Annotated in this window: 8 protein-coding genes; 2 read left to right on the top strand and 6 right to left on the bottom strand. The window is 73.4% G+C overall.

All coding sequences use genetic code 11. From position 1 onward, the window contains the following. Positions 1–4 precede the first annotated feature (4 nt). Both FH608_RS27785 and FH608_RS27790 read left to right on the top strand, forming a co-directional pair. Positions 5–4,159: a discoidin domain-containing protein gene (locus FH608_RS27785; RefSeq protein WP_139633565.1), complete on the top strand. Its 4,155-nt coding sequence runs from the start codon at positions 5–7 to the stop codon at positions 4,157–4,159. 253 nt (positions 4,160–4,412) lie between these two features. Then, on the top strand, positions 4,413–5,666 hold the full coding sequence (locus tag FH608_RS27790) for an SGNH/GDSL hydrolase family protein (protein ID WP_139633566.1): 1,254 nt from the start codon (positions 4,413–4,415) through the stop codon (positions 5,664–5,666). Between the two features lie 118 nt (positions 5,667–5,784). On the opposite strand, the gene FH608_RS27795 is transcribed toward FH608_RS27790, so the two are convergent. The 6 genes from FH608_RS27795 to FH608_RS27820 form a co-directional block, all read right to left on the bottom strand. After that, complete coding sequence (locus FH608_RS27795) at positions 5,785–7,896, bottom strand: FtsX-like permease family protein (protein WP_139633567.1); 2,112 nt, start codon at positions 7,894–7,896, stop codon at positions 5,785–5,787. Then, positions 7,893–11,081 (bottom strand): FtsX-like permease family protein, encoded by a 3,189-nt coding sequence (locus FH608_RS27800; protein ID WP_193318655.1) that lies wholly within the window; start codon positions 11,079–11,081, stop codon positions 7,893–7,895. The genes FH608_RS27795 and FH608_RS27800 overlap by 4 nt, the downstream gene beginning before the upstream one ends. A gap of 16 nt (positions 11,082–11,097) precedes the next feature. After that, positions 11,098–11,805, bottom strand: coding sequence for an ABC transporter ATP-binding protein (locus FH608_RS27805; RefSeq protein WP_139633568.1), 708 nt, complete (start codon positions 11,803–11,805; stop codon positions 11,098–11,100). Next, positions 11,802–12,734 carry an ABC transporter ATP-binding protein gene (locus FH608_RS27810; protein ID WP_139633569.1) on the bottom strand — a complete coding sequence of 311 codons (933 nt, stop codon included), beginning with the start codon at positions 12,732–12,734 and terminating at the stop codon, positions 11,802–11,804. The genes FH608_RS27805 and FH608_RS27810 overlap by 4 nt, the downstream gene beginning before the upstream one ends. Before the next feature lie 217 nt (positions 12,735–12,951). Continuing rightward, entirely contained in the window at positions 12,952–13,599 is a 648-nt protein-coding gene (locus FH608_RS27815) for a class I SAM-dependent methyltransferase (protein ID WP_139633570.1), read from the bottom strand. 52 nt (positions 13,600–13,651) lie between these two features. Next, complete coding sequence (locus FH608_RS27820) at positions 13,652–16,096, bottom strand: glycosyl hydrolase family 95 catalytic domain-containing protein (protein WP_139633571.1); 2,445 nt, start codon at positions 16,094–16,096, stop codon at positions 13,652–13,654. Positions 16,097–16,122 lie beyond the last annotated feature (26 nt).

The raw sequence follows: 16,122 nt of genomic DNA on the forward strand, positions 1-16,122 counted from the left end.
GACGATGATCACCACGAGGCCCGGCCGGCTACGACGCCGGCTGCGCGGGGCCGCCGCCGTCCTCGGCGCGGTCGCGCTGAGCGCCATGCTCACCGCGCCGGCCGGCGCGGCGGACGCCGAGGTCACCGGGACGGCGTTACCCGAGATCGTCACGACGACGAGCGACGCCGGGTTCGTCCACCCGGGCGTCGGGCTGACCGCCGGCAACCTGGAGAACATGCGGACGCAGGTGCTCGCGGGCACCGAGCCGTGGGCCGGCTACTACGACGCGATGACCCGGACCGGGTTCGCCTCGCGGACCTTCAAGGCGCAGAACGCCGGCACGTCGGACGAGCAGCCGCTCAGCGACGCCTACGACGCCGCCTCGATGCGCTCCCGTGCGCTCAACGACGGCGTGGGCGCGCTGACGCAGGCGCTGCGGTACGTCGTGACCGGCGACGAGGTGTACCGGGCCAACGCGCTGCACGTCATCCGCACGTGGAGCAGCATGGACCCGGCCAAGTACCGCTACTTCCCCGACGCCCACATCCACACCGGCGAGCCGCTGTACAAGATGCTCGTGGCCGCCGAGATCATCCGGTCCACCACCCCGGTCAACGACACCCTCGACGGGTACGACCTGCGCTGGACCGGCCGCGACCAGCAGCGGATCGAGGACAACCTGATCCACCCGGTCCTGAACACGTTCCTGTACTCCCAGAACCGGCTGTGGAACCAGCACCTGTACGGCGTGGTCGGCATGATCGCGGCCGCCGTCTTCCTGGACGACGCCGACCTGTACGCCGAGCGCGTCGAGTGGTACACCGTCAACGCGACCTACACGAGCGAGCACACGATCAACGGCGGCGACGTCAACGGCTCCCTCGCCTCGCTCTACCGCGTCATCTCCGCCGATGACCCGCTCAACCCGTACGGGCGCGATTTCGTGCAGCACATGGAAATGGGGCGTGACCAGGCGCACGCGCAGGGCGACGTCGACATCCTGACGACGCTCGCGCGGATCGTGAACAACCAGGGCACCCGGCTCGACCCGGTGGCGGGCACCGTGTCCACCGCGGGGGACGCGGTCAGCCCGTACGAGTTCCTCGGCCGTCGGACCCTGGCCGGCGCTGACGTCTTCTACGCGTTCATGCTGGGCGAGGACGTGCCCTACGTCGACACCTCCGGCGGGTCCGGCAAGCTCTCCGAGGCCTACCGCGGGCGGCTGATCGACTCGGTCAGCGAGCTGTACTACCAGTACACCTATGTCGCCGGTGTCGACGTCGAGGCCGAGGCGCCGCACGTCGCCGAGGTCTTCGCGCATCGCGACGGCCCGCTCTACTACAACGGCACCGGGGTGGCGAACTTCTGGAACCTGCGCGGCTCGGACTTCAACGCCGCCGAGTACTGGGTGGCGTTCCCGCCTGAGCTCGCCGGCTCCAGCGGAACGGTGCCGCCGGTCCAGGACGGTCCCGAGCTCGATGTCACCCAGTTCGGCCACGCCGTCGGCGCCGGCGCGAAGCCGGGCACCGACGAGGACGGCACCGGGTACGTGCGCCTCGACGCCGCCGCCGACGAGGGGCGGCTCGCGGTGCGCCGGGCCGTGTGGCCTGCCCGCGGCGGCACCGCGCTCGTCGGGTTCGAGGTCCGTACCGATGCGGTCGCGACCCTCGAGGTCCGGCCCGCGCCGGGCGCCCGGACGTACGCGACCGTCCAGCTCCCCGACACCGGGGGGCGGTGGCGTTACGTCACGCTCGACATCGACCAGGCCAGGCACCCCGTCTCCCCGGTGGGCGCGAACATCGTGTTCCTTCGCGCCGTCGGCGGCGACGGGCACGTCGACGTCTCAGGAGTGCTCGCGCAGGCGAACGGGACGCTCGACCCGGCGGTCTTCGACGTCGGCGGCTCATTGGCCGTCGTGGGCGTGGCCGGCGAGCCGTTCACCCGCACGTTGTCGGCCACGGGCGGCAGCCCGATCACGTTCCGCCTGCAGGGCGCGCCGTCGTCGGCCACCCTGTCCGGCGACGGAACGCTCACCTGGACCCCGGCCGCCGGCGACGCCGGAACCCACACGTTCCTCGTCGTCGCCTCCGCCGGGGAGACCGACACCGCGCTGCCGATCACCGTCACGGTCGCCGAGGACCGCGCGGCGGCCGTCGAGGCGAGCCTCGACGGGCTCAAGGCGCCCGAGGCGTACACGGCGGCCACGTGGACCGACGCCGCCGCCGCCCGGGACGCCGCCCTCGCCGCGGTCGCCGACGCCGGCTCCGCCGAGTTCGCGACGCTGCTCGAGGACCTGCGCGTCGCCGTCGACGGTCTCGCGCTGCTCAACCCGCGGCTGGAGGACGGAACGCTCGACTTCTCCCGGATCGTCACCTCCCCGCTGTCCACCCCGACCCTCGTCGCCCTGACCGACGGCGACAACCAGACCACCTGGGGAGACCAGCGCGTGCCGAGCATCGTGCTCGACTTCGGCGTCGGCTACCGGGTCCGCGCCGACGGGTTCGGGTTCCTCGCCCGTGACACCTTCGCCAACCGTGCCGAGGGCACCAACGTCTACGGCTCCGGCGACGGGCAGGCCTGGACCCTGCTCACGGAGCACCCGAACGGCGGCGACGACGTCGCCATCGAGCGGGTCCCGGTCCGCGCCGACCTGCGCGACACCGCCTACCGGTACCTCAAACTGCAGGTCGACGAACCCGGCGTGCCGTCCGACCCCGCCTACCCGGGCATCTGGACCCTCGCCGACTTCCGCATCGACGGCGAGCGCTCCGAGGTGGGCCTGGACACCGTCCTGGACCTGGCCGACGCCGTCGACCTCGCCCCGTACTCCCGTGCCTCCGCGATCCTGTTCACGCGTGAGGCCGACGCCGTGCGGGCCGCCGCGCTGGAGCCGGGCGCGGACACCCGTGCGCTGGCCGCCCGGCTCCTCGACGCCTGGGAACTGCTGGAGCCCGCCCCGGTCGGGGCCGCCGAGGTCCGGCAGCCGTGGGTCACCGCCAGCAGCCCGTCCTGGGACGGGCGCAAGGACGCCGCCGCCAACGGCTGGTCGATGTTCGACGGCGACGCCACCACCTTGACCGACACGACCCAGTCCTCCGGGTGGGTCAGCGTCGTCCCCGATGACGGCGCCACCTTCACGGTGGAGACCGTACGCTTCCTGCCCAGGGACGGGTTCGCCTCCCGGGCGAGCGGCATCCAGTTCCAGGGCTCCGGCGACGGCGGGCAGACCTGGCAGACCTTCGCCACCGCCGGCACCGTGACCAGCGCCTCCTGGAACGAGATCACTCTCGACCAGCCGGTGACCTACGGGGCCGTGCGCGTCCTGGCGCCGTCGGGCAACACCAACCTCGCGGAGGTCCAGCTCGTACGGACGATCGTGGACACCACGGCCGTGCGGCTCTACCTGGCCGAGACCGGCGGCCTCTCGGAGGACGACTGGACGCCGGAGAGCTGGGCGGCGCTCACCGACGCGCGCACGTCCGCCTCCGCGCTGGTCGCCGACGGAGCCGAACCGGCCCAGCAGGCCGTCGACGCGGCGGCCGACGGCCTCGCGCACGCCGTAGCCGCTCTGGAGCCCGCGGTCCCCGCCGGGACCACCACCGAGCCGCCCGGCCAGGGCGTCCTGTGGAGCGACAGCGGCTGGGCCGACGGGCTCGCGGACGGCAACCACACGGTCACGATGAGCCTGTGGTGGGGTCCCAACGCCACCCGGGTCAAGCTCTACGAGAACGGCCGGCTCATCGCGACCCGCGACCTGACCGACGACACCCCGAACGCCCAGCACGTCTCCGTCCCGGTCACCGGGCGCCCGAACGGTGACTACGAGTACACGGCCGTTCTGATCAACCGGAACGGGCAGACCACGACCGAGCCGCTGACCGTCCGCGTCACCGACGCCGAACCCGGCGTCGGCGTCCTCTCCCACGACAACCAGGACGAGGACGGCTCGTACACCGTCTCCTTCGACCTGTGGTGGGGAACCAACGGCACGACCTACCGGCTGTACGAGGACGGCGTGCTCATCGACACCCGGACGCTGACCGCGGCGACCCCCGCGGCCCAGCACGTGGCCACCGCACTGACCGGCCGGGCCGCGGGCCGGCACACCTACCGCGCCGAGCTGGAGAACGCGGCCGGCGTCACCCGTACTCGCGAGATCGTCGTGCAGATCAGCTGACCGGGAAGGGCTGGAGAGCCGATCAGGCTTCCCAGCCCTCCCCGAAGACCTTGCAACGACACGCCTTCCCGCACGAAGGATCGAGCCTGCTTCCTGGATCAGGCCGCTGCCCCCCTGCTGCAGAGGGCGAGCGAGGTCGTCCACCACTGCACTCCGCTGACTGCCGGAGGGCGGCATGTTGACGCCGTTGGTGCCTCGTGTTGTGATCCACACATGCGCATTTCGTACTTATTTAGTAGGAAATGAGGTGGTTATGAGGTTACTCCAGCGTGCCGCCGCGGTCGTCATGCTCCTGGTGAGTGCGGCGGGCATCCAGGTCGCGCAGGGTGGGCCGGCGCAGGCGGCTCTGCCCACCGCCGCCGTCGCGCTCGGCGACAGCTTCGTCAGCGGGGAGGGTGCGGGGGACTACCAGCCCGTCGTCGACGCCTCCGGTACGGCACAGGCCTTTCCCGGCTGGTCGGCGGACAACAGCAACGCCTACTTCTGCCACCGGTCGGCGAACGCCTCGGTGTTCAGGGCGTCGCTCCCGGGCATTCAGCAACGTTTCAACCTCGCGTGCTCCGGCGCCCAGCCCGCCGACATCGCCACCCCCGCGAGCGCGCGGGCCGAGGGCCGCGCCGTCGCCTCGCAACTCGATCAGTTGCGCGCGATCGCCCGGACGCACGACATCGACGTCGTCCTCGTCGGCCTCGGCTCCAACAACACCCGGTTCACCTTCGGCGACGTGGCCACGCTGTGCGCCAACCGCTTCATCGCCGACGCCTGGACGGGCTGGTGGGAGTTCTGGGCCTATTTGAAGGGCGAGGTGCCGCAGGAGCCCTGTACCGCTTCTGACCTGGCCACCGACGCCGAGGTCGCCGCCGCCACCGCCGAGACCACCGCGGCCCTGCGCCAGATCCTCGACACCCTCGCCGAGATCGACGCAGACGGCACCCACCAGGTGATTCTGCAGACCTACACCAACCCGCTGCCGCTCGATCTCGCCTCGGAGTACCACGAAGAGGACAACCGCACCGACACCCGCGACAAGTTCCGCGCCCTCGGCGCCGAGCGCTACGCCGCCGGATGCCCGATCCACCGTGCGAGCCTCGCCCCTGGACACGTGTTCTCCCAGAACCTCGGCTCCCTGGTCAAGAACGCGCATGCCACGCTGGCAGCCGAACGCCCGGCGGCCGACCTGCGCGTACTGGACGTCCAACGGGCTTTCGACGGGGCCAGGCTCTGCGAGAACCCCGGCAGCCCGGCGGGCGCGCTCGCGACGCCGGTCCGGGTACAGGACGGGCCGTCCGGCACGTTCATCACAAGCCTGTCCGGCTGGGACAAGATCGGCATCCAGCGGGCGGCGAACACCTGCGTCACCTACTTCCAGACCTGCCAGGAGTCGTGGCACCCCAACGCCGCGGGCCACACGGTCCTCGGCCAGTGCCTGGCCGGCGCCGTCGCCGCGGCACCCCGCGCGATCGTCACGTGCGCCCGTAACCCGAACGGCACGCTCACCATCTCCTGACGTCTCCTCAGCTTCGCGTCCGGCTGTCCGCAGCCGGACGCGTCGCGAGGCAGGCGACCGATGATGAGGAGCTCAAGGATCCGCTGCGGAGTCACCAGGGCGCCTTTCACCACATGATCTATCCGTCGCCCGCCCGGAGCACCTCGCTCAGCCGCCGCCGGCGGCGTAGCACGGACTCCACGGGCACCACCACGGCGACCGCCGCCAGTAACGTGACCGCCACCAGGCCGAGCCACCACCACGGCGGCGCCAAGGCCGGTTCGGCGCCGGTGATCAGGTGCAGGGAGAGCGAGCCGAACGTCAGGCGGGCGAGCAGCACCCCGAGCAGCGGGCCGCCCACGGCGGCGACCGCCGTCGGCGGCAGCAGTTCCCCCGCGGCGACCCAGCGTGCCTCCCGAGGCCGCAGCCCGAGGGTGCGCAGCCGGGTCAGCGTCTGCCACCGCTGCGGCGCGTCGGCCGCCGCGCCGAGCGCGAGTCCCAGCAGGCCGAGGACCGGCAGGGTCACGGCCGAGGCCCACGCCAGCCTCAGCAGCCCCGTGGCCAGCGGCCCCTCGGCCGTCCCCTGACCGGTGGTGGCGCCGAGGGTGAGCGCGTACGACGCCAAGGCCATGGAGGTCACCAGCACCAGCAGCGGCAGCACCCGCGCCGACGTCGCCGCCGCCCTCGCGGCCCCGAACACCGCCAGCGGCCGCCGCGACCGCAGGGCCCGGTCGAGCACGAAGCGCGTCCCGACGGGCAGTGCCCGCAGCAGCACCAGCGCGCCCGCGAGCGCACCGAGGGCGGGCGCGCTCGCGGGCAGCACTCCGCCACCGACCCCACGCTGGTACAGAGCGACAAAGGCGCCGGCCGCGGCGACCAGCACGCCGGCCTCGAGAACGGCCCGCCGCAGCTGTACGGTCTGGCGAAGCCACCGCCGCGCGTTCCGGTTGGCCGGGACACGCCGGTCCCGGGTGGCACGGGCGGCGGCGATCGTGCCGAACCCCGGTCCGGCGGCGACAGCGGCGACCACCACGGGAGCCGCCCAGGCCCAGGAGACCCCTGGCGCGAGGAGACGGGCCAGGCCGAGCCCCGCCGCCGCGGCCGCCAGCGCCACCACGGCGGACTCCAGCAGCAGCTCGCCACCGAGCACGGGCAGAGACATCCCCCGCCGGCGGGCGGCGGCCAGGGCCGGGATGCGGCGGCGTACCAGCAGGTCGGCGGCGAGCAGCAGGACCAGGACCGCGGCGGCGAGCACGGCGACGAGCAGCACCGAGGCCTGCGCGGAGGCGGCGCCGACCTGGGAGCGTACGTCCCGCAACACCCCGTCGAGCCGCGTCTCCCACTTCAGCGAGCCGTCCCGGGCGGCGGAGGAGCCGGAGGCCGCCTTGAGCGCGACCACCTTCGCGAAGATCGACGGGACGGAGTCCCAGGTGAGCCGGCTCGGGTCGGGGGTGAACCAGACGGTACGCCGCAGCTCGTCCTGCCCGAAGGCGAGCCGGGCATCGGGCAGGGAGTCGCGTGACAGCAGCCCGGCGAACCGGGTGCTGCCCACACCGTCCGCGCCGGGGACGGGGCGCAGCAGCGCCGGGAGCAGCCGCCAGGCGGCGTCGGCACTGTCGCGGGGCCGGAAGATGCCGCTGACCCGGACCTTCTTGACGTTCCCCTGGTCGTCGGCCAGCGGGATGAGGGCGCCGGTGCGGAGCCGGAGAGCGGCGGCCTGCGCCTCCGACAGGCCCACCTGTACCGGCCATGGCGGCGCCCCGAAGGCCATCTGCGCCGTCTCGGAGCCGGAGGGCCGGGGCGGGCCGCCCGCGATCCAGGTCACGTCAGGCCCACCGTCGCGGGCCAGGTACGCGAGCTGGAACGTCCGCAGCACGCTGCCATCGGTGATCTTGAGCGTGGGGCTGGTGACGGTGGCGACGGGGGGATGCAGGACGGCGCGCAGGCCGGGGCCGAGTTCGTCCGTCGCCCTGCCGCGGAAGTCGTCGACGACCTCGGCGAGGCGGGGCGCGCGGACGCGGACGCCGCCGAGCCCGTCGTCGCGTTCCATGCGGGAGTGGACCCGGAGGTCGGCGCCGGTCCGGCGTATCGCGTCCCGTACGGCGTCGTCGGCGGTCGCGTACAGCATCGGCGGCACCGCACCGGCGAGCAGCGTGATGGCCGCCACGACGGCGGCGGCCAGCAGCAGCGGCCCGGCGTCGGCGCGGGCGCGGCCGAAGACGCTGGGCCAGTGCGGCACCGGGACCCTCATGACGCCACCCGCAGGTACGCGGCGTCGGCGCGCCGGGCCTGGACGACGACCACCGCGCTCACCGCGAGCGCGCACCCGGCCAGCAGCACGGCGAGCAGGGCGGCCTCGGCGGCCCACGGCCAGACGGGCACGACCGCGGGAACGGCCGCGGCGCCGGTGTCGGAGCGGACGATCAGGGGCGCGACGACGCGGGTGGCGAGCGCGCCGATGACCGCGCCCGTCGCGAGCAGGGGCAGCAGGATGCCGACGTGCTGGCCGAGCAGGACGGTACGGATCTCGCGCCGGGTCATCCCCAGCCCCCGCAACCGCGCCACCTCGACCGCGCGGGCCCGGAGGTCGAACGTCACGTGCAGGACGACACCGGCGATCATCAGGAGCACCGCGGCCGGTACGAGCAGCAGGAGCGCGGCCGGCAGCCCGGCCCGCAGCGGGCCGCCGGTGAGCCGGGCGGTCTCGGACGCGCGCGTGGTGACGGCGCCGAGGCGGAGATCGGTGCCGCGTACGGAGGCATCCGCCCTGGTGGGACGGCCGACCCACCACTCGTCGACGGGAACGTCGAAGTCGCCTCTGACGGCGAGGGCGCGGGAGAGGGCGTCGATGTCGGCCAGGACGGCCGCGGCGCCCGGCGCGGACGGTACGGCCGGCAGCACCTCGGCCACGCGGACCTGGACGGGGGTGAGGCCGACGGTGAGGTCGAGCCGCGAGCCGGGCCGGGCGTCCACCTCGCCGGCGAAGCGGGCGGAGACGGCGACGGGGATCGGTCCGGGGGCGGGGAAGGCCGTGGCGATGAGGTTCCTGGCGGCGTCCGGCGGCCCCTTCAGCTCGACGGTCGTCGTCATCCTCAGCTCGGTGCCCGCGGAGGTGCCGGTGAGGGTGACGGCCGGAGCACCGAGCTGCCCTGGCGCGGGCTCGGCGGAGGTGGCGGTCCAGGGCGGCCCGGAGGCCGTTCCGGGCGTGGTGATCGTGACGGCCACGCGGCTGTTGCCCGCCTGGGGTTCGGCCAGGGCGTGGGAGCTTCCGGTGCCCACGTTCCCGGGAGTGATGGCGAACGGAAGGGAGACCGCGACCAGCCGCAGCCCTTCGGCCGTCGCGCAGTCCGGCAGCGGATGCGCCCTGCCGTCGAGCGGGACGGGCTCACCCGTGCAAGAGGTGCGCAGCCCCGTCGCATCCTCGAACAGCAGCCGGGGAGTCACGGTGAGCGGGGTCGTACCGGTCGCCTTCCCGACCAGGGAGAGCGCGGCGCCGGCCGGGACGGAGACACCGGCGGCACGGGTCGAGGGCGCGAGGACGGCGCCCACGTCGGCCCAGCCGCGGCCCTCGTGCAGCCGCCCGCGCAGCAGTGCCTCGGCGCGGGTGGTGTCGACGGCGACCAGCCGCGGCGGGTCACCGGCGCCCCCGAGCCACTGCCCGACCGCGATGCCACGATCGGTGGCCGGGCTCACCACCCCACCGGTCGCCGCGCCGACCGCCGCCCCCTGCCCGGCGGCGGGCGGGGCGGCGAGGGTGAGCGCGAGATCGGTGCCGACGGACAGATCGGCCTGGTCCTGCTGGGAACGCTGCCAGGTGGCGCCGAACCCGACCCCGTACGTGGCCGCCGCGCAGCCCAGCCCGATCAGCAGTCCCGCCGCGATCGCCTGCGGTCTGCGGGCGGCTTCGAACGCGGCCAGCGGAACCACCAGCCCGCGAGCACGGCGAGCCAGCCGCTCCACACCCCGCAACGCGGGCCACACCAGGCGTAACGCCACCGCGGACCCGGCGATGAGCAGCAGCGCGGGAGCGAGCACGCGTACCGCGTCGAGGGGGGTGCCGGAACCGGCCGGCTGGTCGCGCAACTGCCACCAGCCGACGGCGGCGAACGCCACGAGCAGCAGGTCGGTGCCGGACCGGGCGAGCAGTTCCCGCCGCCGGCGCAGGCCGGGGACGGTCCGCACCGAGGGCACGATGAGCACCGCCGCCAGCGCCAGCGCGGCGCCGACGACGGACAGCACCTGCACGCCGTTCACACCGGGGTCGGCGCTGAGCCCGGCCGCGGCCATGGGCGGCAGCCGGGTCAGCCCGGCGTGCAGGGCGGACGAGGCCGGTACCGCGACCGCGGCGGCGAGCGCGGCGAGCGCGCCGACCTCGGCGAGCGCGGCGACGGCGAGCTGCCCACGCCCGGCTCCCAGCGCGGACAGCAGGGCGGTCTCGTCGCCGCGCACGCCGGCGCTGAGCCGGCCGGCGAGGGCGAGGGCGGTCGCGGTCAGGACGAGGCCGATGGCGGCGACGGCGAGCACGGCGGCCGCGGTGACCTGCTGCTGGTTCCGGGCGGCCAGCAGCATCGAGGGCAGCTGGGAGGCGACGCGTTCGATCCATACCCGGTCGCCGAGCAGGCGCCCCAGCCGGCGGTCGGCGCCGAGCACGGTTTCGGTGACGGTGTCGAGGTCGCGGCGGGCGGGGGAGGAGAGGTCGGGGTGGGCGGTGATCTCCAGCCGGGCGAGGGTGGAGCCGCCGGCGAGCAGGTCGGGCAGGTCGACGATGAACGGTCCGTACGCGTGCACCGGCTGTACGGAGCGGCCGTCGCGGTAGGCCGGGTCGTACCCGGCGGCGGCAAGGGGATCACGGTCCCAGCCGGTGCCCGGCAGCGGGCGTACGACGCCGACGACGCGCACCTCGGCCGCCTGGTCGGGATCGTCGGCCAGCTCCGTGCCGAGGCGGACACGGGTGCCGACGGCCAGGCCGAGCCGGCGCGCGGTGGATTCGAGGACCACGGCCTCCATCGGCGCGGAGCCGGCCCGGGGCAGGCGTCCGGCGGCCAGCTGGGTGCGGGCGGGGAGGTCCTCCACCCCCGACAGGTACGCCACACCGGCCCGCCCCGCCTGCTGCCGATCGGCCGGGAACGAGCGCATCACGGATGACGCGCGCGCGGCCGTCGTCGTGGCGAACGGAGCGAGCGCCGAGGTCAGCACGGCGCGGGTGTCGTCGGCGACGGATCTCGCGTCCTCGCCGCGGACGGTGATGGTGTAGGCGGTGACGTCGATCTGGCCGGAGGTGGCACGGGAGGCGGCGGTTTCCAGCGCCTGGTCGGCGGTGCGGGTGAGGAGGAGCGCGCAGGTGCCCAGCAGGGTGGGGCCGACGACGGCGACGGCCAGGAGGGCCGCCAGCAGCGGCCATTGCGCGCGGGCCCGGCGGGCGGCCAGCCTCAGCACGGGAGTCTCTGACCGCTCACGACCCCGCCCGCCCGCCGGACGGCTCGGTGGTGAGATGCCCGTCGTTGATCCGGATCACCCGATCCGCCAGCGCGAGCATCGTCGGATCATGCGTGGACACCAGCACCGTCACCCCTTCGGACTCGACCACCCCGCGCAGCAACGCCATCACCGACAGACCGGTCTCGGCGTCCAACTGCCCGGTCGGCTCGTCCGCGATCAACAGACGGGGCGAGGCGGCCAGCGCCCGGGCGATCGCCACCCGCTGCTGCTGGCCACCGGACAGCTCACCGGGAAGCTGCTCGGCATGGTCGGCCAGGCCGACCAGCTCCAGCAACAGCGCGACCCGCCGCTCACGCTCGCCCGGCCGCACGCGGGCCAGCCGTAGCGGGGCGCCCACGTTCTCGGCGGCCGACAGCACCGGGATCAGGCCGAAGGTCTGGAACACGTAGGAGACCTTCTCCCGCCGTAACAGGGACAGGCCGTCCTCGTCGAGGGCCGTGACGTCCGTGCCGTCGACGAGGACCGCGCCGGAGTCGGGGCGATCCAGGCCGCCGATGACGTTGAGCAGCGTGGTCTTGCCGGATCCGGACCGCCCGACGAGGGCGGTCATGGTGCCGGCCGTGAGATCGAACGTCACATCCCGCAACGCGTGTACGGCGTTCGCCCCGCTGCCGAACGACCGATGAACGCCGCGCACGCTGACCAGCGGCCCGCGGCTCATCCGGCCTCGCCGCCGTCGGGGCGGATGGCGACGTGATCGGACTCCAGCACCAGCCGGACCCGCCGCGTCAACGCCAGCGCCTCCCGGTAGTCGCGCGGCACCTGCACCCGTCCCGCCCGATCCATCACGGCGTACTCCTCCGCGATCACCTGCGTGTCGCCGTCAGATCCGGTGGCGGCACGGCGCAACACCTCACTGCTGGTACGTCCGTCGCGGATCGCCACCGTCCGCTCCACCTGCCCGCTGACCGCGGGGTCGTGGGTCACGACGACGACGGTGACCCCCAGCCGCCGGTTGACCTCCCGCAACGTGCCGAACACCGCGGCCGAGGTGGCGCTGTCCAACTCCCCGGTCGGCTCGTCGGCCAGCAGCACGCGAGGCTCGTTGGCCAGGGCCACCGCGATGGCCACCCGCATCTGCTGCCCGCCGGACATCTGCGCGGGCCGCCGCTCGGCCAGGTCGCCGATCCCGAGCATGTCCAGCAACTCGGCGGTACGCCTGCGACGGGCACGGGCGGGAGCCTGGGCCGCCGTCATCGGCAGGTCGACCATCTGCCGCGCGGTCAGGTAGGGGATGAGGTTGGCGGCCGTCTGCTGGCGGACGAATCCCACGGTATGCCGCCGATACCGGACACGATCGGCCCGCGACATGGTCAGCAGATTCCACCGATCGACCCGCACCCGGCCGGCGGTAGGGGCGTCGACCCCGGCCAGGATGGACAACAACGTCGACTTCCCCGACCCGGACGCCCCGACGACGGCCAGCATCTCGCCGCTCTCGACGACCAGGTCCAGCCCCTGCAGTGCCTGCACCTCGACCGATCCGGACTGGTAGATGCGCACCAGGCTCTCGCACACGATGAGCGCGTCCCGCCCGAACTCCGGCGGCTTCGAAGGAGGCTGTGGCAGGGACAGCGGCTTGGTGGACATCCCCCTCCTCAACCCCGGCACCGCTCTGCTCGTCGGCCCGCGGGCCGTCCGGGCCTTCGCGTAGGGAGAACCATGCTCCCACGAGTTCTCGGCCGGCCCCGCTCCGCCATTCGCGTCTCCCGCGAGGGGCGGGCCGGGAGACGGACCCGCGAACGGCGGTCCGCCATCCGGGGACGCTCGCCGTGGCCGTCGCCGCCATGAACGAAGGGCAGTGACCTCACCTCCTGCGGGCCAGGAGTTGCACCGCCTGTGATCGGTGGCCGTTCATCGTGACGACGTCGATCGGGCGCTCCTCCACCACGTCGAAGTCCGGCAGCAGGGCGCGCAACTCGGCGATGTCGTGGTGCCGGCACACCGCACCGTCGTCGGTGGCGAACACCCCGTAGGGAGTGCCGAACTGCTGGGCATGAGCGGCGTAGCGGGCCTGGTTGCGCTTGTCGTCCTGAAGGATCATGTCGCTGATGTAGAGCAGCCCGCCGGGCGCCAGGACACGGCTGAGCTCAGCGACCAGCGCCCGCTGGGCGTCGTCGTCGGGGACGCACGTCAGCACCGCGAACAGCAGAACGAGGTCGAAACTCGCGGGTGGGCAAGCCAGGTCCGGCGGACGCTCCAGCACCGCGAAGCGCAGGTCGGGCATCAGCCGGCGGCCCCGCGCGATCAGCCCGGGAGACAGGTCCACGCCGGACACATCGGTGAAGCCGTGCTCGCCCAGCTCGGCCATGACACGGCCGTAGCCGCAGCCGTAGTCCAGAACCCGAGCGGCCCGGCTCACCCCTTCCAGCCAGTCGACGTTCACCGGGTGGGTGAACGTCTTCGTGACGCCGACGCTGTCCCAGTACGCGACCTGACCACCAAGATCCTTCATGCGAGTGCAGCATACGGCCCTCCCGGGAGCCCGCACCACACCCCTCCGTCCACTAATGCGCCGCCTTCCGCAAGCCGTACGCGCGGTAGGTGTGGCCGGCCTTCCCGGTGAGTTCGATCAGGTCGGGGCCGAGCTTCCTGGTGCGGGCGCGGCCGCCACGCGTGGTGTCGACCACCTTGTAGCGGCCGGTGAACAGCTGCCCGCGTACCCGCACGGTGCCGTCGCGATCGGGCGTGATGAGGAACTCGTCGGCCTGCCCCTCGCTCCACGTAGCCCCGACGGTGTGGCCGCCGCGGCCGCGAAGGCCCCGCACCTTGCCCTCCGGCCAGGCCTCCGGCAGGGCCGGCAGCAGGTGCAGTTCGCCGTTGTGGCTGTGCAGCAGCATCTCCGCGATGCCGGAGGTCGCGCCGAAGTTGCCGTCGATCTGGAACGGGGGATGCAGGTCGAACATGTTGGGCGCGAGCCGGGCCGGCGTGACGAGGGCGCGGACCAGGTCGTGCGCTCGCGTGCCCTCCTCCAGCCTGGCCCAGTAGTTGATCTTCCAGGCCAGCGACCAGCCGGTCCCGTCGTCGCCGCGCAGCTCCAGGGTCCGGCGCGCGGCCTGGAACAGCTCGGGCGTGTCACGCTTGGTGATCTGGTGGCTGGGGTGCAGGCCGTACAGGTGGGAGACGTGCCGGTGGTTCTGCTCGGTTTCGACCCAGTCGTAGAGCCATTCCTGGATGTTGCCGCGCGAACCGATCCTCATCGGAGCCAGCCGCTCGCGGGCGGCCTCGACCTCGGACCGGAAGTCCGCGTCCACGCCCAGCACCTTGCTCGCCTCGGAGCAGCCGTCGAACAGGTCGCGCAGGATCTGCATGTCCATCGTGGGACCGGCGGCCACGCTGGCGTTCGCGTGATGGCTGAGCTCGGGGGAGTTGGACGGGTTGGTGACCAGCCAGCCGAGCTGCGGCTCCGGCACCAGCGTGTCGAGGAAGAAGCGGGCGGCCCCCTTCATGGCCGGGTAGTTCGCGCGCAGGAAGCGGAGGTCGCCGGTGAAGAGGTAGTGATCCCAGATCAGGGTGGCCAGCCAGGCGCCGCCGGTCTGCCACATGCCCCAGAACGCGCCGTCCACGACGGAGGTGGCCCGCCAGGCGTCGGTGTTGTGGTGGGTGACCCAGCCGCCCGCCCCGTACTGCGCCTGCGCCGTGCGGGCGCCGGTCACGGTGAGATCCTGGATCATCCCGAACACCGGTTCGTAACACTCGGACAGGTTCGTCGTGTCGGCGGGCCAGTAGTTCATCGGCAGGTTGGCGTTGATGGTGTACTTCGAGTCCCACGGCGGGCTCATCTGGTCGTTCCAGACGCCCTGCAGGTTGGCCGGTTGCGTGCCGGGCCGTGAGGAGGAGATCAGCAGGTAGCGGCCGAACTGGAACAGCAGCGCGGAGAACTGCGGGTCGTCGGTGTTCGCGTGCTGCGCGATGCGCACGTCGGTCGGCTGGTCGGCCGCCGCGGTACGGCCCAGGTCGAGCGTCGTCCGCCCGAACAGCTTGCGGTAGTCGGCCACGTGCCGGCGGCGCAGCCGGTCGTACGGCCGCTCGGCGGCGGCGTCGAGATGCTTCCTGGCGATGCTCTGGTGGTCGCCGCCGACGTCGTCGTAGTTCACGTAGCTGGAGCCGATGGAGACCAGCAGGGTCACGCTGTCGGCGGCGGACACCTGGAGCGTGCCGTCGGAGCTGGTGACGGTGCCGCCCTCGGCGACGGCCCTGGCCAGCGCCAGGAAGCGGACGGAGCCGGTCACTCCTTCGAAGTCGCCCGAGACGCCGTCGAGCGCGACCGTCGCCGCGTCGGGGCTGGAGCGGGTCGTCCGCTGGGGGCTGTCGAACGTGGCGGAGAACGTGATCGAGCCGGGCCTGTCGGCGGTCAGGCGGACGGCGATCACCTGGTCCGGCGCGCTCGCGAACACCTCGCGCCGGTGGCGCACGCCGTTCAGGACGTAGGTCACGGTGGTCGTGGCCGTGGTCAGGTCGAGCTGGCGGTTGTACTCCGACGCCTCGGTGGCGTCGCCGAAGGCGAGCCGCAGGTCGCCGACGGGCTGGTAGGCCAGCTGGCCCGCGGGCTTGCCGAGCATCGTCTGGTTGATCAGGTCCTGGGCCTGGATCCACTGGTTCTCGAAGACCAGCCGCCGGATCTCCGGCAGCGACTGCGCGCCCTTCGGGTTGCTCTGGTCGTACGGCCCGCCGGCCCAGACGGTGTCCTCGTTGAGCTGCAGCCGCTCGGTGTCGACGTTGCCGAACACCATGGCGCCCAGGCGGCCGTTGCCGATGGGCAGCGCGCGCAGCCAGTCCGTGCCGGCCGCCTCGTCGTACCAGAGCGCCAGGTCGTTGGCGGCGCGTACCTCCGGCGGCGGTACCGAGGCGGCGCGGGCGACGGCCGTCCACTGCGTCGGCAGCAGGAGCGCACCGGCTCCGGCCGTGCCGAGCTTCATCAGCTGCCTTCGCGTCAGGGGGTTCTCGGGCATGGTGCTCCCATCGTGAGGGGTGCGGG

Origin of the sequence: Nonomuraea phyllanthi, assembly GCF_006334985.2 — a bacterium.
Taxonomy (GTDB): Bacteria; Actinomycetota; Actinomycetes; order Streptosporangiales; family Streptosporangiaceae; genus Nonomuraea; species Nonomuraea phyllanthi.